Origin of the sequence: Photorhabdus heterorhabditis, from assembly GCF_018448905.1 — a bacterium.
Taxonomy (GTDB): Bacteria; Pseudomonadota; Gammaproteobacteria; order Enterobacterales; family Enterobacteriaceae; genus Photorhabdus; species Photorhabdus heterorhabditis.
The window spans coordinates 1-1,344 of the sequence record NZ_RCWA01000124.1 but is presented as its reverse complement, the minus strand read 5'-3'; the positions used below and the strand labels follow the sequence as shown (position 1 = coordinate 1,344).

Sequence of the window (1,344 nt, the reverse complement as noted above, 5' to 3'; positions counted from 1 at the left end):
AAATAACTTCTCGTCTGGAATGGTTATCTGAGATTATACAATTACCTATAACCTTATTAACCAGTATCGCTCGCTATGTTGGTATGAAAACTAGCAAAATACCGCAATGGCCTCAGGAAGTAGAAGAGGCTTGTCAGGTTGATCCTGATGACCCGATTAATGCCAGTGCAGCGAATAATCCTGTGCATTTATGGCGTTATATTTTGGCGAATCAGACGCGGGAAGAACGTCAGGTGTTATATGATCGTAAGTCATCGGCACATGCGCGTTTGCAAGAGAAAATTGCAATGGCTCATTCAACTTCGGCGGAGGCGTAGTTATGAAATGGAATATTTTGTATAACCCTTATAAATTGAATCGTCCTTTGACTTGGGTAGAGAAGCATGATCAATTTTGTCAGGGAAAACCGACTAAGATAACCGCTAAATATGGTCTGTATATTGTTGATCACGATACGGTGATCCGTATGAATTCTACTTATATGGAAACGGTGGATAAGTATTATAGAGAGAAGGGATTTGTTAGTTTTCTTAATGCAACGGTATTTTGTTGTTTCTTAGGAATGGCTTTATATTTTACTGGAAAGACGATCTATCTATCTATTTTGAATGGAGCAATTAAAGAAAATACATTAATAGGGTTCATGATTATGATCCCTGCAACTGTGTTTTTTTTATATTTCAGTGGCAAATTTATCTTAAAAGAGTGGTTTGCTAAGACACACTATCCCATTCGATTTAACCGCAAAACCCAGATGATCCATGTTTACCGTTTTGATGGCACAGTATTATCGGTTCCCTGGAAAGAAGTGTTTTTTACCCCAACAATAGGAGGTGGTAAGTGGCCGGAATGGAGTATCAGCGGCCATATTCTGGCAGACGATCAAGAAACGGTATTAGAGACATTTAGTCTGGGACTTTCTGGTAGCTTGGAAGTGATGCCGGGTTATTGGGAGTTTATCCGTTGTTATATGGAGGAAGAGTGTTTACCGGAACAGGCGGATATTATCGCTTTATGCCCTCCTATTGAGAAACAGAAAGAAAGTTATATTTTTGGATTACAGTATCTGATGCGGATGGGTTCTCGTTTGGACTGGCTTTTTGGATTTATGATACTGTCAGTTGCTCTAATTACCAGTGTTGCCCGTTATATTGCTATGCAGACCAGCAAAATACCGCAATGGCCTCAAGAAGTGGAAGAGGCTTGTCAGGTTGATTCTGATGACCCGATTAATGTCAGTGCCGCGAATAATCCCGTGCATCTATGGCGTTATATTTTGGCGAATCAGAAGCGGGAAGAATGTCAGGCATTATATGATCGCCAATTATCAGCATATACCCGTTT

General features: G+C 40.1%; 1 protein-coding gene and 1 pseudogene. Both read left to right on the top strand.

All coding sequences use genetic code 11. The annotated features are described in order from the left end of the window. Positions 1–317, top strand: a pseudogene (locus EAE89_RS22865) (hypothetical protein); the annotation flags it as partial. Positions 318–319: 2 nt separating this feature from the next. Next, on the top strand, positions 320–1,344 hold a 1,025-nt coding region (locus EAE89_RS22860; protein WP_214086653.1), incomplete at its 3' end, for a DUF6708 domain-containing protein.